The organism is Streptomyces sp. B1I3, assembly GCF_030816615.1.
GTDB lineage: Bacteria > Actinomycetota > Actinomycetes > Streptomycetales > Streptomycetaceae > Streptomyces.
In genome coordinates, this window is record NZ_JAUSYD010000001.1 from 2,905,805 (window position 1) to 2,928,711 (window position 22,907).

23 protein-coding genes and 1 pseudogene are annotated in these 22,907 nt (G+C 72.7%); 8 read left to right on the forward strand and 16 right to left on the reverse strand.

Annotated elements, in window-relative coordinates:
• Positions 1 to 66: 66 nt before the first annotated feature.
• From QFZ58_RS13105 to sigE, 3 genes are all read right to left on the reverse strand, one after another.
• Positions 67 to 1,998: a trypsin-like peptidase domain-containing protein gene (locus QFZ58_RS13105; protein WP_307125102.1), complete on the reverse strand. Its 1,932-nt coding sequence runs from the start codon at positions 1,996 to 1,998 to the stop codon at positions 67 to 69.
• A 93-nt stretch (positions 1,999 to 2,091) separates the two neighbouring features.
• A complete protein-coding gene (locus QFZ58_RS13110; protein ID WP_307125103.1) occupies positions 2,092 to 3,051 on the reverse strand; it encodes an anti-sigma factor in 960 nt (319 codons plus the stop codon).
• Positions 3,048 to 3,809: an RNA polymerase sigma factor SigE gene (gene sigE, locus QFZ58_RS13115; RefSeq protein WP_307125104.1), complete on the reverse strand. Its 762-nt coding sequence runs from the start codon at positions 3,807 to 3,809 to the stop codon at positions 3,048 to 3,050. Before sigE ends, QFZ58_RS13110 begins: the two co-directional genes overlap by 4 nt.
• A 179-nt stretch (positions 3,810 to 3,988) precedes the next feature.
• Between sigE and QFZ58_RS13120 the strand changes: the two genes are divergently transcribed.
• Positions 3,989 to 4,654 carry an O-methyltransferase gene (locus QFZ58_RS13120; protein WP_056793956.1) on the forward strand — a complete coding sequence of 222 codons (666 nt, stop codon included), beginning with the start codon at positions 3,989 to 3,991 and terminating at the stop codon, positions 4,652 to 4,654.
• Positions 4,655 to 4,768: 114 nt separating this feature from the next.
• On the opposite strand, the gene QFZ58_RS13125 is transcribed toward QFZ58_RS13120, so the two are convergent.
• The gene (locus tag QFZ58_RS13125) at positions 4,769 to 4,936 is read right to left on the reverse strand and encodes a DUF3117 domain-containing protein (RefSeq protein ID WP_003966491.1); all 168 of its coding nucleotides are present in this window, start codon (positions 4,934 to 4,936) and stop codon (positions 4,769 to 4,771) included.
• Between the two features lie 335 nt (positions 4,937 to 5,271).
• Between QFZ58_RS13125 and QFZ58_RS13130 the strand changes: the two genes are divergently transcribed.
• Complete coding sequence (locus QFZ58_RS13130) at positions 5,272 to 6,072, forward strand: enoyl-CoA hydratase/isomerase family protein (RefSeq protein WP_307128848.1); 801 nt, start codon at positions 5,272 to 5,274, stop codon at positions 6,070 to 6,072.
• Positions 6,073 to 6,096: 24 nt separating this feature from the next.
• Here QFZ58_RS13130 and QFZ58_RS13135 read toward each other — a convergent pair whose 3' ends face one another.
• Together QFZ58_RS13135 and QFZ58_RS13140 are read right to left on the reverse strand one after the other, a co-directional pair.
• Positions 6,097 to 6,678 carry a DNA-3-methyladenine glycosylase I gene (locus tag QFZ58_RS13135; RefSeq protein ID WP_307125105.1) on the reverse strand — a complete coding sequence of 194 codons (582 nt, stop codon included), beginning with the start codon at positions 6,676 to 6,678 and terminating at the stop codon, positions 6,097 to 6,099.
• Positions 6,675 to 7,067 carry a cell division protein DivIVA gene (locus QFZ58_RS13140; RefSeq protein WP_307125106.1) on the reverse strand — a complete coding sequence of 131 codons (393 nt, stop codon included), beginning with the start codon at positions 7,065 to 7,067 and terminating at the stop codon, positions 6,675 to 6,677. The genes QFZ58_RS13135 and QFZ58_RS13140 overlap by 4 nt, the downstream gene beginning before the upstream one ends.
• Before the next feature lie 167 nt (positions 7,068 to 7,234).
• Here QFZ58_RS13140 and folP point away from each other — a divergent pair, with 167 nt between their 5' ends.
• Complete coding sequence (gene folP / locus QFZ58_RS13145) at positions 7,235 to 8,107, forward strand: dihydropteroate synthase (protein ID WP_307125107.1); 873 nt, start codon at positions 7,235 to 7,237, stop codon at positions 8,105 to 8,107.
• Positions 8,108 to 8,622: 515 nt separating this feature from the next.
• Here the strand turns inward: folP and QFZ58_RS13150 are convergent.
• The gene (locus QFZ58_RS13150) at positions 8,623 to 9,408 is read right to left on the reverse strand and encodes a TIGR00730 family Rossman fold protein (protein WP_307125108.1); all 786 of its coding nucleotides are present in this window, start codon (positions 9,406 to 9,408) and stop codon (positions 8,623 to 8,625) included.
• Between the two features lie 85 nt (positions 9,409 to 9,493).
• Positions 9,494 to 10,573: a succinyl-diaminopimelate desuccinylase gene (gene dapE / locus QFZ58_RS13155; protein WP_307125109.1), complete on the reverse strand. Its 1,080-nt coding sequence runs from the start codon at positions 10,571 to 10,573 to the stop codon at positions 9,494 to 9,496.
• Positions 10,574 to 10,635: 62 nt separating this feature from the next.
• On the opposite strand from dapE, the gene QFZ58_RS13160 reads away from it, so the two are divergent.
• Together QFZ58_RS13160 and QFZ58_RS13165 are read left to right on the forward strand one after the other, a co-directional pair.
• Entirely contained in the window at positions 10,636 to 11,541 is a 906-nt protein-coding gene (locus QFZ58_RS13160; RefSeq protein ID WP_307125110.1) for a hypothetical protein, read from the forward strand.
• Positions 11,542 to 11,849: 308 nt separating this feature from the next.
• Positions 11,850 to 12,224 carry an ATP-binding protein gene (locus tag QFZ58_RS13165; protein ID WP_307125111.1) on the forward strand — a complete coding sequence of 125 codons (375 nt, stop codon included), beginning with the start codon at positions 11,850 to 11,852 and terminating at the stop codon, positions 12,222 to 12,224.
• A 204-nt stretch (positions 12,225 to 12,428) separates the two neighbouring features.
• Here QFZ58_RS13165 and QFZ58_RS13170 read toward each other — a convergent pair whose 3' ends face one another.
• Positions 12,429 to 13,532: a bifunctional succinyldiaminopimelate transaminase/glutamate-prephenate aminotransferase gene (locus QFZ58_RS13170; RefSeq protein WP_307125112.1), complete on the reverse strand. Its 1,104-nt coding sequence runs from the start codon at positions 13,530 to 13,532 to the stop codon at positions 12,429 to 12,431.
• 110 nt (positions 13,533 to 13,642) lie between these two features.
• A complete protein-coding gene (gene fdxA, locus QFZ58_RS13175) occupies positions 13,643 to 13,963 on the reverse strand; it encodes a ferredoxin (RefSeq protein ID WP_018956287.1) in 321 nt (106 codons plus the stop codon).
• A 117-nt stretch (positions 13,964 to 14,080) separates the two neighbouring features.
• On the opposite strand from fdxA, the gene QFZ58_RS13180 reads away from it, so the two are divergent.
• Both QFZ58_RS13180 and QFZ58_RS13185 read left to right on the forward strand, forming a co-directional pair.
• On the forward strand, positions 14,081 to 15,094 hold the full coding sequence (locus QFZ58_RS13180) for a GNAT family N-acetyltransferase (RefSeq protein WP_307125113.1): 1,014 nt from the start codon (positions 14,081 to 14,083) through the stop codon (positions 15,092 to 15,094).
• A 28-nt stretch (positions 15,095 to 15,122) separates the two neighbouring features.
• Positions 15,123 to 15,977 carry a transglutaminase-like domain-containing protein gene (locus QFZ58_RS13185; protein WP_307125114.1) on the forward strand — a complete coding sequence of 285 codons (855 nt, stop codon included), beginning with the start codon at positions 15,123 to 15,125 and terminating at the stop codon, positions 15,975 to 15,977.
• A gap of 52 nt (positions 15,978 to 16,029) precedes the next feature.
• Here the strand turns inward: QFZ58_RS13185 and QFZ58_RS13190 are convergent, their stop codons facing one another.
• The 6 genes and pseudogenes from QFZ58_RS13190 to QFZ58_RS13215 all read right to left on the reverse strand — a co-directional run bounded on the left by QFZ58_RS13190 (position 16,030) and on the right by QFZ58_RS13215 (position 20,613).
• Positions 16,030 to 16,467 carry a VOC family protein gene (locus tag QFZ58_RS13190; RefSeq protein WP_307125115.1) on the reverse strand — a complete coding sequence of 146 codons (438 nt, stop codon included), beginning with the start codon at positions 16,465 to 16,467 and terminating at the stop codon, positions 16,030 to 16,032.
• Positions 16,468 to 16,470: 3 nt separating this feature from the next.
• Positions 16,471 to 16,592, reverse strand: a pseudogene (locus QFZ58_RS13195) (DNA-binding response regulator); the annotation flags it as partial.
• 68 nt (positions 16,593 to 16,660) lie between these two features.
• Positions 16,661 to 18,526, reverse strand: a complete 1,866-nt coding sequence (locus tag QFZ58_RS13200; RefSeq protein ID WP_307125116.1) for a hypothetical protein — start codon at positions 18,524 to 18,526, stop codon at positions 16,661 to 16,663.
• A gap of 430 nt (positions 18,527 to 18,956) precedes the next feature.
• The gene (locus tag QFZ58_RS13205; protein WP_307125117.1) at positions 18,957 to 19,418 is read right to left on the reverse strand and encodes a DUF6113 family protein; all 462 of its coding nucleotides are present in this window, start codon (positions 19,416 to 19,418) and stop codon (positions 18,957 to 18,959) included.
• Entirely contained in the window at positions 19,415 to 20,332 is a 918-nt protein-coding gene (mshB, locus tag QFZ58_RS13210; RefSeq protein WP_307125118.1) for an N-acetyl-1-D-myo-inositol-2-amino-2-deoxy-alpha-D-glucopyranoside deacetylase, read from the reverse strand. The genes QFZ58_RS13205 and mshB overlap by 4 nt, the downstream gene beginning before the upstream one ends.
• Before the next feature lie 86 nt (positions 20,333 to 20,418).
• Entirely contained in the window at positions 20,419 to 20,613 is a 195-nt protein-coding gene (locus QFZ58_RS13215) for a hypothetical protein (protein ID WP_014154257.1), read from the reverse strand.
• A gap of 166 nt (positions 20,614 to 20,779) precedes the next feature.
• Between QFZ58_RS13215 and QFZ58_RS13220 the strand changes: the two genes are divergently transcribed.
• Entirely contained in the window at positions 20,780 to 22,906 is a 2,127-nt protein-coding gene (locus tag QFZ58_RS13220; protein WP_307125119.1) for an alpha/beta fold hydrolase, read from the forward strand.
• The last annotated feature ends 1 nt before the right edge of the window (position 22,907 follow it).

Genomic DNA, 22,907 nt, shown 5'->3' on the forward strand with positions numbered 1-22,907 from the left:
GTCAAGGGCCCGGACCGGCTCCACGGTACCCGGCCGAGCTGTCCCGGCGGTACCTTCCGGTGTCCGTCAGGTGCCGCTCGCCGAGCCCAGCGTCAACGTCATGGACAGCTCTTCGCCGTCGCGGGTCAGCCGGAGGGCCAGCCGGTCGCCCGGCCGGTGGGCCCGGATCTTGACGATGAGCTCCTCGCCGCTGTGCACGCGCCGGCCTTCCACCTCGGTGATGACGTCGCCCGCCCGGATGCCCGCGTCGTCGGCGGCCCCGCCCTCGGTGACCGCGGCGCCGCCCTCCGCTCCCTTGCCGCCGACCTTGGCTCCGTCGCCGGTGTACTCCATGTCGAGCGTGACGCCGATCACCGGGTGGGTGGCCTTGCCCGTGTTGATCAGCTCCTCGGCGACCCGCTTGCCCTGGTTGATCGGTATCGCGAAGCCGAGGCCGATGGAGCCCGACTGGCCGCCGTCGGGACCGGAGCCGCTGTCGGCGGCGCGGATGGCGCTGTTGATGCCGATGACCCGGGCGTCGGCGTCGACGAGCGGGCCCCCTGAGTTGCCGGGGTTGATCGGGGCGTCGGTCTGCAGGGCGTCGACGTAGCTGACGTCGGTGCCGTCGCCCTTCTCACCGCCCGCGGTGATGGGGCGCTGTTTGGCGCTGATGATGCCCGAGGTGACCGTGTTGGACAGGTCGAAGGGTGCGCCGATGGCCACGACGGGGTCACCCACCTGCACGTTGTCGGAGTTGCCGAGTGGCAGGGGCTTGAGCCCGGAGACTCCTCTCACCTTGACGACGGCCAGGTCGTAACCGCTGTCCTTGCCGACGACCTCGGCGGGGGCGGTCTCTCCCCCGCTGAAGGTGACGGTGATGTCGCCGGAGGAGCCGGCCGGGGCGACCACGTGGTTGTTGGTGAGGATGTGGCCCTTGTCGTCGAGGACGAAGCCGGTGCCGGTGCCGGACTCCGCGGAGCCACTGACGTGCAGGGTGACGACGCTGGGCAGCGCGCTGGAGGCGATGCCCGCGACGCTGTCGGGCGCGCGGTCGCCGTTGTCGCGGTCGGCCTGGGGCAGTTCGACGGTGGTCAGCCCGCCGTTGCGCTCGACGTAGGAACCGATCCCTCCGCCGATCCCGCCCGCGACGAGAGCGAGCAGGACGGCACCGGCCAGCGCGGAGCCCCGGCGGCTCCGGCGAGGCCGGATCGCGGTCCCGGGAGGCGGGCCGGAGTGGCGCAGCGGCTGCTGGGGCGCGCCCCACGGGTCGTAGCGCACCCACTGCGAGGGGGCCTGCGGCTGCCCCTGGGGCTGCTGGTACCCGCTGGGCCGGGGCAGGTGTTGCTGAAGCGGGTGCGGCTGCGCCGACGGCGTGGAGCCCGGGGCCGCGAACGCCTCACCAGGTATGTGGGCCGCGTACGCCTCACCGGGTATCTGTGCGGCGTACGCCTCACCGGGCGCCGGGACGGCGGTTTCCGGGGCGGGCGGGGGCGCCGTCGGCGGGTGGCCGTTCGCCCCCGGGTAGGACGGGGGCACGGGGGTGCCGTGGGCGGGGGTGGGCACCGGGCGCTGCACGGGCGGTGCCGGGGCCCAGGGGCCCGGGCCGCCGTAGGGCGGGGTGCTGTATTCGTCGGGCGCGTGCCGCGGCTGCCGTCCCGAGCCAGGCACCGGCGGCTCCCCGGCCGAGGGAGCGGGGACCAGCGGCCCCCCGGCCGGGTGCGCGGGGAGGGACGACTGCGCGGCGGAGTGCGAGGCGGGCGGGAGCGACTCCCCGGGGCGGTCCGGGAATGCGAGCGGCTCCTCGGCCCGCAGCGGCGCGGGGATCTCCTCGGCCGGCAGCGGCGCGAGCACCTCGTCGGCGGCCTCGGCGGCCGCTCGTGGTTCCGCCGCCATGTCATGGACGGCGGCGCTCTCCTGCGCGACGGGTTCCGCGTCCGCACGTTCGGCGGGGCGGTTCCGTCCTGCGGGGGGACGGCTCCACCACTTCGCCTTCGGCCCGCTGGGCTTCCCGTCGTCCATGCTCTCCCCGCCACTGGCCTCTGCACGCCCCCACAGGGGCGTTCCTGCCGCGAATTCAATCAGGTTCGCGAATCCGCGCGCAGGCGTCCCCGGTCAGCGCAGAGGGGAAAGCGGTATCACCCGGTCGCGGGGCGCCTGCGAGGCGGAGGCCGTCGCGGAGGGCACGGCCGGTCTCGGGTCCGCGCCTCCGCCGAGGGCTGCCGTGAACAGCGGGCCGGCGTCGGTGGGACGTATCAGCGGCGGAACCGACACGTTCAGCACGGGAAAGGCGAGGGTGTGGCCGGTGAGGGCCGTGGTGCTCAGCAGGGAAGGCGCGGCGGCGAGCACCGGCCCGGTGGGCGGGGACGACGCGCCCGGACCGCCACCGGCCGAGAGTGAGCCGCCGCCGCTCCGGCTGGCCACGGCGCCGGCACGCCCGGTGCGTGCGTCGGCGTCGAGCGGGGTCACGCTGGTGCCGGCGCCTTCCGCGCTGAGCGGTGCCTCGGGGCCGTAGTCGAGCGGCAGGGTGCCACCGAGCGCGATGGCCGCAAGGGAGACGGCACCGGCCGCGGCGAACGCGAAGCGCCGGGCACGCCAGGGGGAACGGTCGGCTTCGCGGCCGACCCCGTGGACACGGAAGACGGAATCCGGCGGGCCGCCGGGCAGCACGGCGGTCGAGGCGTGAGCGGTGGGGAGGTAGCCCAGGCCCTTCAGGGGCGAGGATCCCGCGCCCAACTCCGCACGCCCGCCGGGGTGCTGCAGGACGGGGAAGACCCCGTCCCCGAAACGCCTGCCGCCCGCGAAGGGGTCGCCCCGGTCGTCGTCGCTACCGCCTGTGCCCCCGGGAAGGCCCTGCAGGCGGGCGAGGAAGCCCTCGGAGGGGGAGGGAGGCGCCGCGGTGGCGAAGGCGCTCTTCAGCCGTCGCTGGGCGTCGGCCTCCGCCTTGCACCTGGAACAGGTCGCCAGATGGGCGAGGACCCGCTCCCGGGCATCGTGTTTGAGCTCACCGTCGACGAGCGCGGCGAGCCGGTCCCCCAGGTGCTGCTCCGCGGGGGTCGGACCTGTGCCACTCACGCCGATCCGCCCTCCCCTGCCAGGACCGCGTCCGCCAGGGAACGCTGCTCGGCGCGGGCCTCGGGCGAACGGTGCTGCAGTGCCTTGCGCAGGTGGGAGCGGCCGCGGTGGATGCGGCTGCGCACCGTACCGAGCTTGACGCCGAGCGTGGCGGCGATCTCCTCGTACGAGAGACCCTCGATGTCGCAGAGCACGACCGCGGCACGGAACTCGGGCGCGAGGGTGTCCAGCGCCTGCTGCACGTCCGCGTCGAAGTGCGTGTCGTTGAAGACCTGCTGGGGGGAGGGCTCGCGGCTCGGCAGACGCTCCGCCGCGTCGTCGCCGAGCGAGTCGAAGCGGATCCGCTGCTTGCGGCGGACCATGTCCAGGAAGAGATTCGTCGTGATCCTGTGCAGCCAGCCCTCGAAGGTGCCGGGCGTGTACGTCGACAGCGAACGGAAGACGCGGACGAAGACCTCCTGCGTGAGGTCCTCGGCGTCGTGCTGATTACCCGTCAGTCTGTAGGCGAGGCGGTACACGCGACCGCTGTGGGTGCTGACGATCTCTTCCCATGAGGGCGGGGTCCACGCCTGAGAATCCGCATCAGAGGCGAAGGTCGCGGTCGGTGCGGAAACGTCGGAAGAACGGTCAGCAATGTTGGTCACGGATTTCGGCTCACCCGCCGACCTGAGAAAGCGCCGCAGCACTCCTCCCCGATCCACAGGCGCAGCCGCACCTCCCCTATCGGCTCTGGTGGTGTCCAGTGGAGCCCCTACCATAGCCACCTCGCCCGTTAGCTCCGGATAAGCCTTTATTCCCTGCTGGTGCCCGGTCTCCCGGGGGCCGAGGGGCACCTTCCCGTCCCCGGTCACGGGGCCCGGTCCAGGTGTTTTCCCTCGCTCCTTCCTAACGCCCGGTCCCATCTGCGGGTTCCCGGGTCCAGCCGATACAGTCACCGTTGCGCCAACTACGGGGACAGGAGAGGGTCATTACCGCCAACCGGCAGACGAGCTGGGCGTTCGCCGACGCCTTTGTCGCCGAGGAAGAAGCTCTGCTCTGGGCCCGGGACCGGGCTCACGAGACAGGGCTCCGTTCGGTGTCCCCGGGCACCGGCGCCGCTCTGCGCCTGCTCGCGGCGACCGCGGACGCCAAAGCGGTGGCCGAGATCGGCACGGGGACGGGCGTGTCGGGCATCTACCTGCTCCAGGGGATGCGCCCGGACGGCGTACTGACCACCGTCGACCCGGAACCGGAGCGTCAGCAGTTCGCCCGCGAGGCGTTCCGGGCGGCCGGCTTCGCCACGAACCGCTCCCGGTTCATTCCGGGGCGTGCCCTCGACGTCCTGCCTCGGCTCGCGGACGGCGGGTACGACCTCGTCTTCTGCGACGGCGACCGGCTCGAGAGCATGGACTGCCTCGCTGAATCGTTGCGCCTGCTGCGGCCGGGCGGTCTGGTCTGTTTCGAGGGCGTCTTCGCGGACGGCCGCACGATCGACTCCGCCGCACAGCCGGCCGAGGTGCTGCGCCTGCGCGAACTGCTGCGGGCCGTGCGGGAGAGCCAGGAACTCATGGCGACGCTGCTCCCGGTGGGCGACGGGCTGCTGTGTGCGGTACGGCGCGGCTGAGGCCCGGGTGCCCGCCGCCCCGCCGGGGAGCGGCGGACCGTCCGGCTCCGGACGCACCACTGCCCCGGCACGGGATCCGTGCCGGGGCAGTGGTGAAGTGTGGGCGCCTCCGCCTCAGCCGACGACCTTCTTCAAGGCGTCGCCGAGTGCATCGGCCTCGTCCGGAGTCAGCTCGACGACAAGCCGACCGCCGCCTTCGAGCGGAACGCGCATGACGATGCCCCGCCCCTCCTTTGTCACCTCGAGCGGGCCGTCGCCCGTCCGCGGCTTCATGGCCGCCATGCTCGTTCCCCTTCCTGAAACCAGCTCATCGCAACCGGCGGCTCCATGACAGGCGCTGCCTCACCGGCGTCGAACACAATGCTTCCTCCGCATTATCCCGCATCGAAGACCCCGATGACCAACATCGGTCGGCATCGCTTGCGCAACGCGCTCTGCCAAAACCACCCAATTCGGCGATCCGGCTGCGATACTGCGCCGCCTCCGCCCCTCAGCCGAGAGCCAATCGTTAGACGCAGGTCACATATACCGTCCCGCCGGCGTCGGCCATGCTTGCGTGGACAGGCACAATGCCGGAGCCGTAAGGAGACCCAGCGATGGCCGACCTGGCCGACACCATGGCTGACGCCGTGCTCACCGACGTGAGCGACGGGCTCGCGACGATCACGATCAACCGCCCCGACGCGATGAACGCCATGAACACCGCGGCCAAGGTCGCGCTCCGCGACGCGCTGCGGGCCGTCGCGGACGACACCGCCGTACGGGCGGTTCTGCTGACCGCGACCGGGCGCGCCTTCTGCGTGGGCCAGGACCTGAAGGAACACGTCTCCAAGCTCGCCGAGTCACGCGGAGCGGAGGGCGGCAACGCCCTGAGCACCGTGCGCGAGCACTACAACCCGATCGTGCGGGCGATCACCGAGATGGAGAAGCCCGTGGTCGCGGGCGTCAACGGGGTCGCGGCGGGAGCCGGTTTCGGATTCGCCCTCGCCGCCGACTACCGCGTGGTCGCCGACACCGCGGCCTTCAACACGTCCTTCGCGGGCGTGGCACTGACCGCCGACTCGGGCGTCTCCTGGACCCTGCCTCGCCTGATCGGCGCGAGCCGCGCCGCCGACCTGCTGTTCTTCCCTCGTTCGATCTCCGCACAGGAGGCGTACGAACTGGGCATCGCGAACAAGGTCGTCCCGGCGGCCGACCTGGCCGGCGAGGCCCTGGCGGTGGCCCGCGCGCTGGCGGAAGGGCCGACGGTGGCCTATGCGGCGCTCAAGGCCTCCATGGCCTACGGCGCGGGACACACGCTGGCCGAGTCGCTGGAGAAGGAGGACGAGCTCCAGACCCGTGCTGGGGCGTCGCAGGACCACACGATCGCGGTCGAGGCCTTCCTCGCCAAGCGGCGGCCGAAGTACCTCGGCGCGTGACGGCGGCGTGGCCCGGGGCAGCCGCTACCGGCCGCCCCGGGCCACGCAGTCGGCCAGATGGTCGTCGACCAGGCCGCACGCCTGCATCAGGGCGTACGCGGTCGTGGGGCCGACGAACCGGATGGACCGCTTCTTGAGCTCCTTGGCCAGCGCCGTGGACTCCGGGGTGACGGCCGGAACGTCTTCGAGGGTGCGCGGAGCGACCCGGCCGGCCGGGTCGGGGGCGTACGACCAGACGAGTGCGTCGAGCTCTCCCTCGCCCCAGCCGGCCAGCACCCTGGCGTTGGCGAGCGTCGCGTCGATCTTCGCGCGGTTGCGGATGATGCCGGCGTCGGCGAGGAGCCGCTCCTTGTCGGCGTCGGTGAACTCGGCCACCGCGGAGATCTTGAATCCGGCGAAGGCGCTGCGGAAGCCCTCGCGGCGGCGCAGGATCGTCAGCCACGAGAGTCCGGACTGGAAGGCCTCCAGGCAGAGGCGCTCGAAGAGGGCGTCGTCGCCGTGTACGGGGCGGCCCCACTCGGTGTCGTGGTAGGCGAGGTAGTCCTCCGTGGACAGGCCCCAGGGGCAGCGCAGACCGCCGTCCGGTGCGGGCCGGGAGTCGCTCATCGCTCGTCCTCCTCGGCCTGCCGGCCGTTCTCACCCCTGAGGGGCTCTCCCGGCCGTTTGAACAGATCGGGACCGCCCGTCGCGGTCGCCTGAGCCCCGGCGAGGGCGGACTCCAGCTCGGCGATGCGGGCGTCCCGCTCGGCGAGCTCGGCGCCGAGCCTGCCCAGCGCCTCGTCCACGTCCGTCATGCGGTAGCCGCGCACCGCCATGGGGAGCCGCAGGGTTTCGACGTCGGCGCGGCCGACCGGGCGGTTCGTCGGCAGCGGGTCGGTGAGCCGCTCGGGCTCGACGTCCTGCAGCACCGCACTTCCGCCTCCGCCGACCACCGCCAGTGTCACCGCGGCCACCACCACGGCCATCGTGAGCAGCAAGAACCAGAACACGTGCATCTCCCCGGGAGCGGAAACCTGTCCGGTCAGATCGTGCCATGCGCCACTGACGGTTAGGGTCGTTCGTTCGGGTCGGGCCGGGCGGGGCCTGCGTGGTCCCGCCCGGGCCGGGCACGGTCCGGACGACGGCCTAAGGTCGCAGGCGACCTACCTAGGAGGAACAAGGCATGCCAAGCGGGGCGCTCAGGCTGGGGCGGCGGGAGTTCGGGCCGCACGAACCGGTGATCATGGCCATCGTGAACCGGACCCCCGACTCCTTCTACGACCAGGGGGCGACGTTCCACGACGAGCCCGCGCTCTCCCGGGTCGAGGAGGCCGTCGCGGAAGGCGCCGCGATCATCGACATCGGCGGGGTGAAGGCCGGTCCCGGCGAGGAGGTGTCGGCCCAGGAGGAGGCCCGCCGGACGGTGGGCTTCGTCGCGGAGGTGCGCCGCCGCCACCCGGACGTGGTCATCAGTGTCGACACATGGCGGCACGACGTGGGCGAGGCCGTCTGCGAGGCCGGGGCGGACGTGCTGAACGACGCGTGGGGCGGTGTCGACCCGAAGCTGGCGGAGGTCGCCGCGCGGTACGGAGCGGGCCTCGTGTGCACGCACGCGGGCGGCGCACAGCCGCGTACCCGGCCGCACCGGGTGACGTACGACGACGTGATGGCGGACATCCTGCGGGTGACCGTGGGCCTTGCCGAGCGGGCCGTGGCGCTCGGCGTCAGGCCGGACGGGATCATGATCGACCCCGGTCACGACTTCGGTAAGAACACCCGGCACTCGCTGGAGGCGACGCGCCGGCTCGACGAGATGACGGCCACGGGCTGGCCGGTGCTGGTCTCGCTCTCCAACAAGGACTTCGTCGGGGAGTCGCTGGACAGGCCGGTGAAGGAACGGGTGATCGGGACGCTCGCGACGACGGCCGTGTCGGCGTGGCTGGGCGCCCAGGTGTACCGGGTGCACGAGGTGGCGGAGACCCGGCAGGTTCTGGACATGGTGGCGTCCATCGCGGGCCACCGGCCCCCCGCGGTGGCACGGCGGGGGCTGGCGTAGGCCCGGACGGGCGAAGAGGGGCCGGAGCGGGGCAGGGGTGGCGGACGCGGAACGTGGCGCGGGGTCACGGACGCCTGCCCCCACCGCCTCCGTACCGGCGCCCCGCCCCGGCCCCGGCCGGGCGGACCGGCCCCCGGCCTCCCGCCCGGATCACGCCGGACGCGTGCCCCGGCGCCGCACCCGCTGGATCAACAGTCGCCTGCCGTGAACAGTCAGCCGGGCATTACGGTGAGACACGAAGACCTCCGGTGCGGTGCAGTCCTAGACAGCTCCACCACACCGGAGGTCTTCGCCTTTGATCAAGACCCCCGTGTCAACAACGCTCGTGATCAATACACCTAGGGCGTGTTTCGAAAGGAGCGTCGTCTGCCCGAAGGGCAGGCCCGGGGGCGTCTGGTGCGTGCGATCGCAAGGCGGAGGGTCGCCCCGATACCGGGTGTATCGGGGTGATCCCGACAACGCGGCGAGCGTGCGTGCCAGACGCCCCCGGGCAGGCGGGACTTTCGAAACACGCCCTAGCGCCCGACTTCCTTCGTCACGAGCCGGACCGCCTCGTCCACGTCGTCCGTCACGTGGAACAGCATCAGGTCCGTGTCGGACGCCTTGCCGCCCGCGACCACCGTGTCCCGCAGCCAGTCCACCAGTCCGCTCCAGTACGCCGTACCGAACAGCACGATCGGGAAACGCGTCACCTTGCCCGTCTGCACGAGCGTCAGCGCCTCGAAGAGCTCGTCCAGCGTGCCGAGGCCGCCCGGCAGGACGACGAAGCCCTGGGCGTACTTGACGAACATCGTCTTGCGGACGAAGAAGTAGCGGAAGTTGACGCCGATGTCGACATGTGGATTCAGGCCGGACTCGAACGGCAGCTCGATACCGAGACCGACGGATACGCCCTTGGCTTCTCTCGCCCCCTTGTTCGCCGCCTCCATGGCCCCGGGACCACCGCCCGTGATGACCGCGAACCCGGCTTCGACCAGCGCCCTGCCGATCCGCACGCCCGCCTCGTACTCCGGTCCGCCGGCCGGTGTGCGGGCGGAGCCGAAGACGCTGATGGCGCTCGGCAGCTCGGCCAGCGCGCCGAAGCCCTCCACGAACTCCGACTGGATCCGCATGACCCGCCACGGGTCGGTGTGCACCCACTCGGAGTCGCCCTCGGAGTCCAGCAGCCGCTGGTCGGTCGTGCCCGGCTGCACCTGGTCCCTGCGGCGCAGAACCGGGCCCATCCGCTGTTCCTCGGGCTGTACCGCGCCCTCAGGGACCTGCGCGCCCTCGGGGATCCGTGCGTCCTCCGGGTTGCCCATGACCTGCTCCCTCCGCCGACCTGCGATGTGCGTGTGTCGCCTCAGCGTAGAGCGGCGGAGGTTACACGCAGGGGAATGCCGTGCGTCAGCTGGTGAGCCAGGAGCGGAGGCGCTCCTCGCAGTGCGTGATCCGCTCGACGGCCACGTGCTCGTCCCGCTTGTGCGCGTAGATCGGGTCGCCGGGGCCGTAATTGACCGCGGGGATGCCGAGCGCCCCGAACCGGGAGACGTCCGTCCAGCCGAACTTGGGCCGTGCCGTGCCGCCGACCGCCTCCATGAACGCCTTGGCCGCGGGGTGCGAGAGGCCGGGCATCGCCGCGCCGGAGTGGTCGTCGACGGTGAACTCGGCGACGCCGCAGTCCGCGAAGACCTCCTGGACGTGGGCCTCGGCCTGTTCGGGCGTGAGGTCGGGAGCGTAGCGGTAGTTGACCACGACGGTGCAGGCGTCCGGGATGACGTTGGTGGCGACGCCGCCCTCGATGCCCACGGCGTTGAGTCCCTCGCGGTACTCCAGGCCGTCGACGACCGGGCGGCGCGGCTCGTAGGCGGCCAGCCGGGCCAGCACCGGCGCCGCCGCGTGGATGGCGTTGGACCCCATCCAGCCGCGTGCGGAGTGCGCCCGCTCCCCCTCCAGCCGCAGGTGCATCCGGAGCGTGCCCTGGCAGCCTCCCTCGACCTCTCCGTCGGACGGCTCCAGGAGGACGGCGAAGTCTCCGTCCAGCCAGTCCGGGTGCGCGTCGGCGACGTGGCCGAGGCCGTTGAGGTGGGCGGCGACCTCTTCGTTGTCGTAGAAGATGAAGGTCAGATCGCGGTTGGGCTCCGGCACCGTCGCCGCGATCCGCAGCTGGACCGCCACGCCCGACTTCATGTCCGAGGTCCCGCACCCCCACAGCACGCCGTTCCCGTCGAGCCGCGACGGCACGTTGCCGGCGATCGGGACGGTGTCGATGTGACCCGCGAGGACGACGCGCTCGGCGCGGCCCAGCCGCGTCCTGGCGACGACGTTGTTGCCGTACCGGTCGACGGTCAGGTGCGGCAACGGGCTCAGGGCGGCCTCGATGGCGTCGGCAAGGTCCTTCTCCTGCCCGCTGACCGACGGGAAGTCTACGAGCCGGGCGGTGAGTTCCGGGCCGTCCAGGGCGAGGTCGAGCGCGTGTCCGTACATGACCACGAGCCTAAGCGACTTGGGGTACCGGCCCCGGCCCTACCCTCCAGTACGGTGGCTCCGTGCCTTGGACCGCCTCTCCCACCCGCCGCAGCCGCCTCATGCGTACCGCGGCCGCCTTCGCCGTGCTCGTGGCCCTGGCCGGCTACGTGGCCGTCCAGTACGTCACGGGCCGCGAGGGGGCGCCCCACTGCACCGTGCGCTCCGCCGACGGGGGCGAGGGGCGCACGTACGAGTTGAGCCCCGAGCAGGCCGCCAACGCCGCGACGATCTCCGCCGTGGGCACCACCCGCAAAATGCCCGAGCGCGCGGTGACCATCGCGCTGGCCACCGCACTGCAGGAATCCGCGCTGCGCAACATCGACCACGGCGACAGGGACTCGCTCGGCCTCTTCCAGCAGCGCCCGTCACAGGGCTGGGGCACTCCCGCGGAGATCCTCGACCCGGTCCACGCGTCCGGGGAGTTCTACGCGCACCTGGCCGAGGTCCCCGGTTATTCGCGGCTGCCCCTGACCGTCGCTGCGCAGCGGGTGCAGAAGAGCGGGTTCCCGCAGGCGTACGCCAAGCACGAGCCGGATGCCACACTGCTGTCCGCCGCGCTGACGGGCCGCGCCCCGGCCGCCCTGACCTGCTCGCCCACGACGGCGACCGCCGCCGGCCCGGGGGACGCGGCCGAGGTGCGGGCCGATCTGGTGCGCTCCTTCGGGAAGGACGTGCTCCCCGCCACGGGGACGGCGGGCGCCGCGTCCGCGGGCACGGTCTCGGTACCGGTCCCTTCGGCCATGGAGGCCGGTGGCGGAGCCTCCCGGCGCGGCTGGGAGCTCGCCCACTGGGCGGTCGCCCGCGCGGGCACGTTGCGGATCGAGGCGGTCTCGTACGCCGGGCGGGTGTGGACGGCGGACGCGGGCTGGCGGACGGAACGTAAGGAATCGGGCACCACCACGGTCCGGATGAAGCTCGCTCAGTAGTACGGGACGTCATCCGTACGAGCCATCCGTTCGTGCACCCACAGCCGTCCGCGCCGGTGCTCCCCCGGTCCCGCCGGATCAGGCTCGTTCCCTTGCGCGACAGCAGAAGTGACGGTTCATCAGGTGACCGCTCCGCACGTCACCCACTCGGCTCCCCCTCGTGCGGATTATCTGACGCATTACCCAGTCTTTACCTCGGCGGCCCGCAACCTTCCCCGCCCCCGGACCGGTTGTTCAGTGCGTCCGATCACCGGACGGGCAGATTCCCATCTGCCGTGAACCCGTAGAAGTCCCGTCGAAGGAGCATCATGTCCCTCCCCCTGACCCGCCGGATCGCCCGTGCCGCGCTGCTGATCGCCGCAGGTGCTGCCCCCGTGGTCGGTGCGGCCGGCGCCGCGGGTGCCGCGGGGCTCCCGCAGACCCCCGCCCTCGGCGGCCTGACCTCGCTCGACGGCGCGGGTGTCACCGGCACCCTGGACTCCGCCGCGAAGCAGGGCGCCGACGTGGCGAACCAGACCGGCGGCAAGTTCGTCGGCACCACCCTCCCGGCCGCCGGCAACACGGCCGGCAGGACCGTCAAGAAGGCCGGCACCGCGGCGGAAGGCCGGCTGGCGAGCGACTCCCTGCCCACCGGCGGACTGCCCACCAAGGGTCTTCCGACGAGTGGCCTGCCGATCGGCTGAGCCACCGGCGCACGAGGGGGCCCGGGGAGTGCGCACTCCCCGGGCCCCCTCGGCGTGGCGGCCGGCGATCGAAGCGACTCACGACCGGTCGCTCCCGCCGGATCCGGTCACACCGGTCACACCGGTCACAGCGAACGAAGCGCCGGATGAAACCGGTCACAGCGAACGAAGCGCCGGACGAAACCGGTCACACCGGTCGACGCACTAGGACAGCCGCTTGACCGCCGCGTCCACCCGCTCGTCCGTCGCCGTCAGCGCCACCCGTACGAAGTGCTCCCCTGCGGGGCCGTAGAAGTCGCCCGGTGCCACGAGGATGCCCAGCCCGGCCAGGTACGCCACGGTCTCCCAGCAGGGCTCGTCGCGCGTGGCCCACAGGTAGAGGCTCGCCTCGCTGTGCTCGATCCGGAAGCCGTGGGCCTCCAGCGCCGCCCGCAGGGCCGTACGCCGCCGCGCGTACCGCGCACGCTGCTCGGCCACGTGCGTGTCGTCGCCCAGCGCCGCCACGGTGGCCGCCTGGACCGGCGCCGCGGTCATCATCCCGCCGTGCTTGCGGATCTGGAGCAGCTCGCCGAGCACGGCCGCGTCGCCGGCGACGAAGGCCGCGCGGTAGCCGGCCAGGTTGGACCGCTTGGAGAGCGAGTGGACGGCCACGACGCCCTCGTAGGTACCACCGCACACGTCCTGGTGGAGCACCGAGACGGGGTCGGCCTCCCAGCCGAGCTCCAGGTAGCACTCGTCGCTGAACACCAGGACACCGTGCTCACGCGCCCACGCGACGATCCGGGTCAGCTCGTCCTTCGCCAGCACGCGGCCTGTGGGATTGGACGGCGAGTTGAGCCAGAGCAGCTTGAGTCCCGCCGGGTCCAGCTCGGTCGGGTCGTCGTAGACGACCGGCTCGGCGCCGCAGAGCCGGGCGCCGACCTCGTACGTCGGGTAGGCGAGCCGGGGGTAGGCCACCTTGTCGCCCGCACCGAGTCCGAGCTGGGTGGGCAGCCAGGCCACCAGTTCCTTGGAGCCGACGACCGGCAGGACGTTCTCGTGCGTCACGGCGACCGCGCCGAGCCGGCGCTCCACCCAGCCCGTCAGCGCGTCCCGCAGGGCCGACGTGCCCCACACCGTCGGATAGCCGGGGCTGTCGGCTGCGGCGACGAGCGCCCGCTGGATCAGTTCGGGCACCGGGTCCACGGGCGTGCCGACGGACAGGTCCACGATGCCGTCCGGGTGGGCGGCGGCCGTCGACTTGTAGGGCGCGAGCTTGTCCCAGGGGAAGACGGGCAGACGGGAGGAGACGGGGGCTGCTGCAGACACGGAACTCTGCTTTCTCATACGGGCTTTCGCGGGGGACACGGGCCGGGAAACACCTCGGTCCCGCACGGGGAAGAGCCGTACGGGACCGGGCGGCGCTCGTGGTGCCGCTGCTACTGGTTCTGCGGCGGCAGAGCGGCGATGAACGCGTGGTCGCGCTCGATGAGGCCCAGCTTGGACGCGCCACCCGGCGAGCCGAGGTCGTCGAAGAACTCGACGTTCGCCTTGTAGTAGTCCTTCCACTCCTCCGGGGTGTCGTCCTCGTAGAAGATGGCCTCCACCGGGCAGACCGGCTCACAGGCTCCGCAGTCGACGCATTCGTCCGGGTGGATGTACAAGGACCGCTGGCCCTCGTAGATGCAGTCGACGGGGCACTCTTCGATGCAGGCCTTGTCCTTTACGTCGACACAAGGCTGCGCGATGACGTAGGTCACGCTGTCGTTCCTCCTCGGTAGGGCGTTGGCTCTCGCGCGGGAGCGCGGCGTCGTCGATGCCCGCCCCTAGTATCTCCGTTCCGGGGCACGATCCGAACAGGAGGGGCAAACAGAGCTGTGGAATTCACCATCGGCGGACGACTCGAGGTTCGCATGACGCCTGCTGACGTGGGCAAACGCGTGTCCGTACGGCGCGTCGTCGATGCCTCCGAGGCAGGGGCGAAGTTCACCGACACGGTCGGGGTTCTCACATCGTGGGACAACGGCGTCCTGTCCATCACTCCGAAGAACGGCGAAACCGTCCGCATCGCGGAATCGTCGCTGGTCGCGGGCAAGGTCGTTCCCGCCGCCCCCGCCCGCCGGCGTGGCCCTGCCGCCTCCTCCGACGAGCTGGCCCACGTCACCGCACGTGCCTGGCAGCCCGTGGAGAGCGAACCGCTGGGTGACTGGCAGCTGCGCGCCGCCGGCGGATTCACCCGCCGCGCGAATTCCGTGCTCCCGCTCGGTGATCCGGGGATGCCGCTCGGCGAGGCACTGCGGCGGGTCCGGCAGTGGTACGGGGAGCGGGGCCTGCCCGCCTACGTCCAGACCTCCACGGGCGGTGAGGGCACGCAGGAGCGGCTCTGCGCGGACCTGGAGGAGTGCGGGTGGCGGCGCGAGGTGTCGGCCGAGGTGCGGATCGCCGCGCTGGCGCCGCTCGGTGACCGGGACGCGGACGTCCGGGCCGTGCGGACCGCCCGTACGGCGGACGAGGCGTGGCTCTCGCGGTACCGGCGCTTCGGCGCCCCGGGGCACACTCCGGGCGCCCATGTGCTGAAGGTGCTGGGCAGCGGCCCCTCGGTGTGGTTCGCCACCGTCCCGGGTGACAGCCCCGGACAGGCGCCCGCCGCGATCGGCCGGTGTGTGGTGGACGGCCGCTGGGCGGGCTTCATGGCCGTCGAGGTGGGTCCCGAGTACCGGCGCCGTGGTCTCGCGACGGCCGTGATGACGGCGCTGGCCCGCAAGGCGCTTCAGGAGGGCGCGTCCGCTGCCTGGCTCCAGGCCGAGACGGACAACGAGGGGGCGCTCGCGCTGTACGACGGCATGGGGTTCGCCGTCCACCACCGCTACCACCACTTCCGCTCCGCGTAGCGTAGACACCGGCAGGGAAACGTCAGACATGAGCACTCAGAATCCCGGCACGGCCGGGCACCGGCGGCGGTTCGCCGACGAGGCGCGCGCCGAACGGCCCGATCTCGCACTCCTCTGTCTGCTGGTGGGCGCCGAGGCGGGAGAGGTCGAGCCGGGCTCCGCCACCGACCCGTACGGCATCGACGCGGCGCAGATCGAGCTCGACCGGCTGGCCGGACTGCTTCCCTACGGGGTGCGTGGGGCCGGGGCGTGGGCGTCCGCGCTCGCGGAGCTGCTCGGTGGGCGGTGCGGGTTCGCCGGTGGGCCCGGGGATTACCAGAGGCTGGAGTCGTCGCTGCTCCAGCAGGTGCTCCGGCGCCGCAGAGGGCTGCCGATCCTTCTCGCCGTGGTGTGGATCGAGGTCGCGCGGAGGGCGGGCGCCCCGGTGTACGGGGTGGCGCTGCCCGGCCACTTCGTGGTCGGTTTCGGTGACCCCGAGGAGCGGGTGCTGGCCGACCCGTTCGCCGGCGGCGCCCCGCTGAGCGGCGAGGACGCGGAGCTGCTGGTGGCGGGGGCGACCGGAGGTCGGCTGGAGGCGTCGATGCTGGTGCCCGCCCGGCCGCTGGAGACGGTGCTGAGGATCCTGAACAACATCAGGGCCTGGGCCGCGGCCCGCCCCGAGCGCACGGACGTGTCGCTGTGGGCGCTCGAACTGTCGTTGCTGCTGCCCTCGCACCCGGCCAGGCTCCGCTACGAGCGGGCGCAGCTCCTCGTGCAGCGCGGGGATTTCCTGCGCGGCGCGGCCGAGATGGAGGAGTACGCGGAGGTCGTCGACGGCATCGAACCGACGGCGGCGGCTGCCATCCGCCACCGCGCACAGGCCGCCCGCGCGCTGCTGAACTAAGGGCGGGGTCCCGCCGTACGTCCGGGGGCGCGCCCGCCCGCAGTGCGCCCGCTCACAGGACGCAGAACTCGTGGCCCTCCGGATCGGCCATCAGCACGTGGTCGGGCCTTCCCCCCGCCGGCTCCTCCCGGACCACCGTCGCGCCCGCGGCGGTCAGCCGCTCCACCGCGGCGACCACCCGGGGCCACCTGACCTCCCACGGGGTCTCACGGCCTCCTCCGGCCTGCACGTCCAGGTGCAGCCGGTTCTTCACCGTCTTGGGTTCCGGGACCTTCATGAAGGACAGGCTCGGTCCCAGGCCGTCCGGGTCGGACAGATAAGCGCCGTCGTCCCACTCGTCCTCCGGTACGCCGTGGTGGGCGAACCACTCCTCCCAGCTCCCGAACCCGGGCGGCGGGGGCTTTCGCACGTATCCCAGTGCCGACGCCCAGAAACTCGCCAGTTCGGCGGGATGGGCGCAGTCGATCGTCAGACTCCAGCGGGTGGACATGGTCTACAGCCGGCCTTTCTCACGGGCGACCCGCACGGCCTCCGCGCGGTTGCTGGAGGCCGTCTCCTGGATGGCGGTGGAGAGGTAGTTCCGCACCGTTCCTGCGAGAGGTGCAGGACGGCGGCGATCTCCGATGACGCCGCCCCCGTCCGGGAGCCGGGCGGGGGCGGTCGTACGGGCGTGGCGGGGCCGGTCAGCCTTCGCCGCCGAGGTCGATCGTGACGGTCCGCTCGGCCGGTGTCTTGCCGAGCAGCGCGCCCTGCATCGCGTGGGCCACGTCGTCGGCGCCGACCTGATGCTGCTTGCCGTCACCCTTGGTGATCATGATGCCGTCGAACACGCCGTCCAGCAGGGTCTCGATCGCCTTCTTGTCGTAGACCTCGACCAGCCGGCCGTCGACCGGCTTCATGGACAGGATCTGCGGCAGCGACCTGGCGGGGCCGAAGTCGATCTGCTTGCCCCCGGCCTTGATGGTGATCAGGCCGGACATCGCGGGCTCGGCGAACTCCTTCATCGCCCGGTCCAGTTCCGCCTGGCCGATGGTCGGTTCGGTGGTGGCGACCGGCAGTTCGACGACGGCCGGCTCGCCGGTCTGGACCTGCGCGCGGTAGGCGTCGCGTACGGAGATCATCGACCGGTTGACGTCGAGCGCCTTGCCGGTTTTGCCGGGGACGGCCACGGCCTTGTTCGGCTCGAACCTGATCGTCCCGTCGTTCGCGGAGCCGGAGATGCCCGCGAGGTCGGTCAGGGCGACGCCGAGCTTCTCCTCGTCGACCGGGATCACAGGATCGGCCGGACGCGTCCCGCCGAACAGGGAGCCGATCACCGACACGGGGTTGTAGTCGCTCCCCGCGGCACCGCGGACGGTCTCCTGGCTGTCCAGGGTCAGACCGGCCTTGTCCGGGGCGAGCTTCTCCTCCTTGCCGTCCACGGACAGCCGCAGAGGGGTGCGGGCACGCTTGCCGAGGGCGGCGTCGAGTGCGGCGACCGCCTCCTCCTTCGTCCCGCCGCCGATGTCGACGCCGAGGACGGTGGTGCCCTTGGGCACCTCGGAGTGGTTCATCAGCAGTCCCGCGCCGTAGGCGAGCGCGAACAGGACGAAGACGGCCGCCCCCAGGAGGACGAGCTTGGAACGGCCCTTGGCCGGGGCCGGCGCGGCCTTCGGCGCGGGCCTGGGCGCGGGCGCCGGCGCCGGGGCGTCCGGGCCTGCCGGCCCACCGCCTGACGGGCCGTCGGACGGCCTCCCCCCCAGAGGGGTCCGCGGGCCGCCCGGGGCGCCGGGGCCGCCGGGGAACGGCGAGCGGGACTCCGGCGGGACGACCGGGATACCACTGGTGAGCGTGTCACCGGAGACGTGACCGGCGGGACCGGGCGCGGGTGCGGCGGTCTGCGGCGTCAGGATCGCCGTGTCGTCGGACATCCGCGGCGGTACGCCACCGGGACCTGCCGGACCGCCGGGCCGGGGGCCGGACGGGCCGCCCAGGCCGGCGGGGCCGCCCAGGCCGGGAATGCCGTCGAGGTTCGGCGTCAGCGGGGAACTGCCGGTGACAGGGCCGGTGGTGGGGCCCGCCGGCCCCGGAGTGCGCGCGCCGGGACCCGGTGCGGGCGGCCGCGGGCCGCCGGGGCCGTCCGAGCCGAAGGCGTCGAGGGCACTGCCGCCCGGGCGGGCGGGACCCCGGTCGCCGGGGTGCTGCGAACCGTCCGGGCCGTACGGCGGGTCGGCGCGCGGCGGCGTCGGCGCGGGACCGGAGCCGCCGCCCGGGGTGGACGGGCCGCCGGAGACGGGCCCGCCGGCCGCGGCTGCGGGGGGACCGGCCGCGGGGGCCTTGCGCGGGGCGAACCAGTCGCTGCCGCTCTTCTCCCTGGCCGGCTTCTCGGCCGCGGCCTCGGAGGCCGGGCCACCGTCCCGTTCGCCGCCGTCGCGCGCGTCCGGGCCCGAACGGCCGCGCTCGCCCGCGCCCGGCGCTCCGCCGGACGGCGCCGCGGCCGCGCCGGGCCTCGGCGGGCTGCCGGTGCGCTCGGTGTCCGGCCGTCCGCCGGACGGGTCGGTGTCACTCATCGGCGTACGCATGACGACAGGCGGGATCGGACGGGATCCCGGGATGTTGATCCGGATACGCGTCGTCAGCGTCGTCTCGGTTCTGGGCTCCTCGGGCTGAGGCGGATCCGCAGGCTCCGGAGCCTCCTCCGGCCCGTCCTGGGACGGGTGCAACGACGGATACTGGCGTGATCCGTACGGCGGCGTACCCGAGGGGTACGCGGCTCCTCCGCGCCCCTGGGGCCCGGAGGACGAACTGTCAGTTTCACGACTCAAAGCAGGTTCTCCCGATTGGCTCCGCCGCCCGTACTTCCCCCATGCCGCAGGCCAGGGGACGGCTCGGCGCGCGCACCACCATACTGGCCGCCGCCGTAAGACTCTCCGCGCCCGGGCTGAACAAGGATGCACCCATGGCCGCCCACGGGGTCAATCCGGCAGTGGACATAACACATCACGCGCCGGTTCGACCGGCGCCGGTGGCCGAATACGGCAGCCTCGACAGGGTGGCGCACATCACAGCGGCGGCCATCCCGCCCAGCATGAAGAGCGTCAGGCCGAGTTCGTCCCCGAAGACGTAGTCACCCTCGGGCCGCCCGCCGAGCAGCACGATCAGGGCGAGGAGCCAGCCCGCCGCCGGTGCCAGCGCGCCGAGCTGGGTCCGGGTGAGCACCCGGCCCCCGTAGAACAGGCCGGCGGACGCCACCAGTGCGAGCAGCAGTCCGCCGGGGAACAGGGCGGCCTGGACGAGGGTGCCCGCCAGCCCGACTGCCGCGCCCAGCACGGCGAGGCCGAGGTACAGGGGAATCCGTGCGGGGTCGGGAACCGCGGCGAGGCCGGTGCCCGCGGGGCGCGCGGCCGGGGCGTCGCCGCGTGGCGACGGCGACGAGGCGCGCGGCCTCTGCTTGCTGCTCATGCCTGTGCTCCCGGTGCGGCCTCGGCGTCCGGCACGCCCGCGAAGAGGTCGTGCTCCCGGCCACCATCGTCCCCGCCGGCACGGCCGCGCACCAACTGGTAGTACTCGGTGGTGAAGACGGGCTGGCCCAGATTGTTCGAGAGGGCGAAGAACGGGCCCTCCACGGCGATCTGCGTGGCGTGTGCCCGCATGGCGGCGATCTTCGCCCCGGCGTACGGCGAGCCGTCGATCTCGGTGGTGATCTCCGCGTCGTCCACCACACCGGGTACGTCGTCGATCGCGGCGATTGCGGGAAACGCGTCGGGGGCGGTCTCCCGCAGCAGGGCGAAGCCCTCCTCGGCCACGGAGCGGGGCACCCGGTTCCAGTAGATCTTGGCGATGCCGTGCGGGTCACCGTCCGCGCCGCCGTACCCGGGGTCGGCGGCCAGTTCGGCCGCGCGCATCGCGACGCGGTGCGCCTGGATGTGGTCCGGGTGGCCGTAGCCGCCGTCGGGGTCGTACGTGATCAGGACCTGCGGGCGCACCGACCGGATGACCTCGACGAGGTGACCGGCCGCCTCGTCGAGGTCCGCGTCCCAGAAGGCACCGGGCCGGTGGTTCTGCTCGGTGCCCATCATCCCGGAGTCGCGGTACCGGCCGGGGCCGCCCAGGAAACGGTGGTCGGTGACACCGATCTCCCGCATGGCGGCGGCGAGTTCGCCGATGCGGTGGGCACCCAGGGTGCCGTCCCGGCCGGCTGCCAGGTGGGCCAGGTCCGGTGGGATGACCTCGCCCTCCTCGCCGAGTGTGCACGTCACCAGGGTGACGTGGGCGCCCTCGGCCGCGTATCTGGCCATGGTGGCGCCGTTGTTGATCGACTCGTCGTCGGGGTGCGCGTGCACCAGGAGCAGACGGCGGGCGGAGAGGTCCTTCATGGGACCAGCCTACGAGCCGTCCGCCCTTCGGTAAGACCGCCCCACGGGACCCGGGGGCATGAAGAGCCCGGGGGCGGGTACCCGGATCAGAACTTGATGCCGCCGATCATGCCTGCCACGTTGGACGTCACCTCCGAGATGGTCGGGGCGATCGACGAGCTCGCGAGATAGAACCCGAGCAACATGCAGACCACCGCGTGTCCGCCCTTCAGTCCGGATTTCCGGATCAGCAGGAAGACGACGATCGCCAGCAGCACCACCGCCGAAATCGAGAGTGCCACGGCGGTTCACCTCCATCAGTACGGTCGGGACAGGCAGCACACATGGAGCCAGCAGGTTCATACCCACCGAGCGCTACGGATCATAACTATCCGTGCCGACGCATTGATCGGGGCACAGCAGCACGAGGGGCGCACGGCGGGGCACGCGCGGGCTAGGTTCACAGCCATGACCTCGAAGAATCTGTCGTTTCCCCGCCAGCACGCCCGGACCCAGCGGTTCACTCTCGGCGCACCCCGCGCGTTCACCGTCTCACCGGATGGGACGCGGGTGGTCTTCCTCAGGTCGGCTTCCGGGACGGACCGGACGAACAGGCTCCAGGTGCTGGACACGCGCACCGGCGAGGAGCGGATCGCCGCCGACCCGGACGCGCTGCTGGGCGGTTCGAAGGAGAAGCTGTCGCCGCAGGAGCGGGCCCGCCGCGAGAGGCTCCGGGAGGGTTCGGCGGGCATCGTCGGCTACGCGGTGGACGAGGCGGTCGAGTTGGCGGCGTTCGCCCTGTCCGGGAAGGCGTACGTCGCCGAGCTGCGAGCGGGTACGGCGCGCGCCCTCCCCGTGCCCGGTCCGGTGCTCGACCCACGCCCCTCCCCCGACGGCCGGCGCGTCGCCTACGTCTCCCGGGGCGCGCTGCGGGTCGTGGGGGCGGAGGGCGAGGGCGACCGCGCGGTCGCCGAACCGGAGGACGGGCACACCTTCTACGGCCTCGCGGAGTTCGTCGCGGCCGAGGAGATGAGCCGCTACCGCGGCTTCTGGTGGTCGCCGGAGTCGGACCGTCTGCTGGTCGCCCGGGTCGACGACAGCGCCGTGGAGCGGTGGTGGATCGCCGATCCCGCGCACCCGGGGAGCAAGCCCGCCGAGGTCGGCTACCCGGCCGCGGGGACGGCCAACGCCGAGGTGCGGCTCTTCCTCATGGACCTGGACGGGGCCCGGACCGAGGTCGTCTGGGACCGGGCCCGCTTCCCCTACCTGGCCCGGGTGCACTGGTCCGCGCACGGCGCACCCCTGCTCCTGGTGCAGGCCCGGGACCAGCGCAGCCAGCGGTACCTGGTCGTGGACACGGTGAGCGGCACGACCCGTACGGTGCACGTCGACGAGGACGCGGTCTGGCTGGATCTTTTCGCAGGGGTGCCCGCGTGGGCACCCGACGGGCAGCTCGTGCGGATCGCGGACGAGGGCGGGGTACGGGTGCTGTCGGTCGGCGACCGGCCGCTGACCGGGGGCCGGCTGCACATCCGGGCCGTGCTGGACGTCGGCCCCTCTGACGTCCTGGTGTCGGCCACGGCGGGCGAACAGGCGGTGGACCCGGAGATCGGCGAGAGCCACGTGTACCGGGTCAACGAGCTGGGCGTCGAGCGCGTCAGCGAAGGCCCCGGAGTGCACTCGGCGGTCCGCGCGGGTGGCGTGACGGTGCTGGTCTCCGCCTTCCCGGACCGCCCGGGAACGTCCGTACGCGTGCTCCGGGACGGCAAGCGGATCGCCACCGTCGCCGGCTTCGCCCAGGAGCCGGTGCTCACGGCCCGCGTGCGCTTGACGGAAGGGGGCGCACGGCGGATTCCGTGCGCCGTGCTGCTCCCCACCGGCCACAAGGAATCGGACGGTCCCCTTCCGGTCCTGATGGATCCGTACGGCGGCCCGCACGGCCGCCGGGTCGTCGCCGCGCACAACTCGCACCTCACGTCGCAGTGGTTCGCCGACCAGGGGTTCGCCGTGATCGTCGCGGACGGCAGGGGGGCTCCCGGCCGTTCACCCGGCTGGGAGAAGGCGGTCAGGGACGACTTCGCCATCACCCTGGAGGACCAGGTCGAGGCCCTGCACGCCCTGGCCGAACGCTTCCCGCTGGATCTGTCGAAGGTGGCGATGCGCGGCTGGTCGTTCGGCGGCTACCTCTCCGCGCTCGCGGTGCTGCGGCGTCCCGACGTCTTCCACGCGGCCGTGGTGGGCGCTCCGGTGACGGACTGGAGGCTGTACGACACCCACTACACCGAGCGCTACCTCGGCGACCCGGCGAAGCAGCCCCAGGTGTACGCGGACAACTCCCTGGTGACGGACGAGGGGCTCTCCCGGCCCGCCGGCGAGGCACGGCCGATGATGATCGTCCACGGCCTGGCCGACGACAACGTCGTGGTCGCCCACGCCCTGCGGCTGTCGTCCGCCCTGCTGTCGGCGGGGCGCCCGCACGAGGTGCTCCCGCTGAGCGGCGTGACGCACATGACCCCGCAGGAGCAGGTCGCGGAGAATCTGCTGCTGCTCCAGGTGGACTTCCTCAGGCGGTCGCTGGGGCTGACCCGCGCCTGAG

Excerpts from the sequence above, each read along its gene's own strand:
- QFZ58_RS13165 (WP_307125111.1), top strand. The coding sequence starts at position 11,850 with ATGTCCCTCCCCCTGACCCGCCGGATCGCCCGTGCCGCGCTGCTGATC.
- QFZ58_RS13200 (WP_307125116.1), bottom strand. The coding sequence starts at position 18,526 with ATGAGTGACACCGACCCGTCCGGCGGACGGCCGGACACCGAGCGCACC.
- mshB (WP_307125118.1), bottom strand. The coding sequence starts at position 20,332 with ATGAAGGACCTCTCCGCCCGCCGTCTGCTCCTGGTGCACGCGCACCCC.
- QFZ58_RS13140 (WP_307125106.1), bottom strand. The coding sequence starts at position 7,067 with ATGCACGTGTTCTGGTTCTTGCTGCTCACGATGGCCGTGGTGGTGGCC.
- QFZ58_RS13135 (WP_307125105.1), bottom strand. The coding sequence starts at position 6,678 with ATGAGCGACTCCCGGCCCGCACCGGACGGCGGTCTGCGCTGCCCCTGG.
- QFZ58_RS13185 (WP_307125114.1), top strand. The coding sequence starts at position 15,123 with ATGAGCACTCAGAATCCCGGCACGGCCGGGCACCGGCGGCGGTTCGCC.
- QFZ58_RS13130 (WP_307128848.1), top strand. The coding sequence starts at position 5,272 with ATGGCTGACGCCGTGCTCACCGACGTGAGCGACGGGCTCGCGACGATC.
- QFZ58_RS13125 (WP_003966491.1), bottom strand. The coding sequence starts at position 4,936 with ATGGCGGCCATGAAGCCGCGGACGGGCGACGGCCCGCTCGAGGTGACA.
- folP (WP_307125107.1), top strand. The coding sequence starts at position 7,235 with ATGCCAAGCGGGGCGCTCAGGCTGGGGCGGCGGGAGTTCGGGCCGCAC.
- QFZ58_RS13220 (WP_307125119.1), top strand. The coding sequence starts at position 20,780 with ATGACCTCGAAGAATCTGTCGTTTCCCCGCCAGCACGCCCGGACCCAG.
- QFZ58_RS13205 (WP_307125117.1), bottom strand. The coding sequence starts at position 19,418 with ATGAGCAGCAAGCAGAGGCCGCGCGCCTCGTCGCCGTCGCCACGCGGC.
- sigE (WP_307125104.1), bottom strand. The coding sequence starts at position 3,809 with ATGGTAGGGGCTCCACTGGACACCACCAGAGCCGATAGGGGAGGTGCG.
- QFZ58_RS13150 (WP_307125108.1), bottom strand. The coding sequence starts at position 9,408 with ATGGGCAACCCGGAGGACGCACGGATCCCCGAGGGCGCGCAGGTCCCT.
- dapE (WP_307125109.1), bottom strand. The coding sequence starts at position 10,573 with ATGTACGGACACGCGCTCGACCTCGCCCTGGACGGCCCGGAACTCACC.
- QFZ58_RS13105 (WP_307125102.1), bottom strand. The coding sequence starts at position 1,998 with ATGGACGACGGGAAGCCCAGCGGGCCGAAGGCGAAGTGGTGGAGCCGT.
- QFZ58_RS13190 (WP_307125115.1), bottom strand. The coding sequence starts at position 16,467 with ATGTCCACCCGCTGGAGTCTGACGATCGACTGCGCCCATCCCGCCGAA.